Source organism: Xenorhabdus sp. KK7.4 (assembly GCF_963876465.1).
Taxonomy (GTDB): domain Bacteria; phylum Pseudomonadota; class Gammaproteobacteria; order Enterobacterales; family Enterobacteriaceae; genus Xenorhabdus; species Xenorhabdus stockiae.
Genome location: NZ_CAWNQF010000008.1, coordinates 1 through 1,164 on the forward strand (window position 1 = coordinate 1; position 1,164 = coordinate 1,164).

The following is a 1,164-nucleotide window of genomic DNA, read 5'->3' on the forward strand; positions in this document are numbered from 1 at the left end:
CGGCCGCCCGATTGCCAATACCCAAATCTATCTGCTTGACCGGGCCGGGCAGCCGGTCCCGCTGGGTGTCACCGGTGAAATTTACATCGGAGGTGCGGGTGTCGCCCGCGGTTACCTGAACCGACCGGCACTGACCGCCGAGCGCTTTATTGCTGATCCATTCTCCACTGAGCCTGATGCCCGTCTGTACAAAACCGGCGATCTGGGCCGCTGGCTGCCGGATGGCAGTCTCGAATACCTGGGCCGGCATGATTTTCAGGTGAAACTGCGCGGTTTCCGCATTGAATTAGGGGAAATAGAAGCCGGCCTGATGCAGTGTCCGGGTGTACAGGAGGCCGTGGTGATTGCCCGTGAGGCGAATAACGGCGAGCAACGGCTGGTCGCTTACGCAGTGCCACAGCCGGATGCCGCGCTGGACACCGCCAGTCTGCGTGACCAGTTACATACCCGTCTGGCGGAATACATGATCCCCAGCGCCTTTGTGGTGTTAGAGACCTTCCCGCTGACCCCCAATGGCAAGTTGGATCGTCAGGCCCTGCCCGCACCGGACTTATCCGCCGTGATCACCCGGGACTATGCGGCCCCCGTCGGAGAGGTGGAAACTGCGTTAGTCGACCTCTGGCAGGAGTTACTGAAACTGGACCGGGTCGGTCGTCACGACCATTTCTTTGAACTCGGGGGGCACTCCCTGATTACTGTCAGCCTGATTGAACAATTGCGGCGTCGGGGATACTCACTGGCGGTGCGTAGTGTTTTCACAACGCCTATACTGGCGGAGATGGCACAGGCGATAACCCGACAAGAGACGCCGGATGATGGGGTGCCACCCAACCGCATTCCTGACGGTTGCACACACGTCACGCCCGAGATGCTGCCACTGGTGACCCTGTCACAGACTGATATTGACACCATTGCGGCGGCCGTGACCGGCGGCCATGCCAATGTGCAGGATATTTACCCGCTGGCGCCGTTACAGGCCGGTATCCTGTTCCATCATCAGTTACAGGAGCACAAAGATGCTTATCTGTTAAACAGCCTGCTCGCTTTTGATACCCGAGCACGTCGGGAAACTTTCCTGGATGCCCTGCAACAGGTCATCGACCGCCATGATATTCTGCGCACGGCGTTTTGCTGGCAGGGGCTGAGCCAGCCGGTACAGGTGGT

Annotated in this window: 1 protein-coding gene; it reads left to right on the forward strand. The window is 59.4% G+C overall.

The window, feature by feature from the left end; all coding sequences use genetic code 11:
- A partial coding sequence (locus AACS90_RS03055; RefSeq protein ID WP_153043716.1) for a condensation domain-containing protein occupies positions 1-1,164 on the forward strand: 1,164 nt, incomplete at both ends.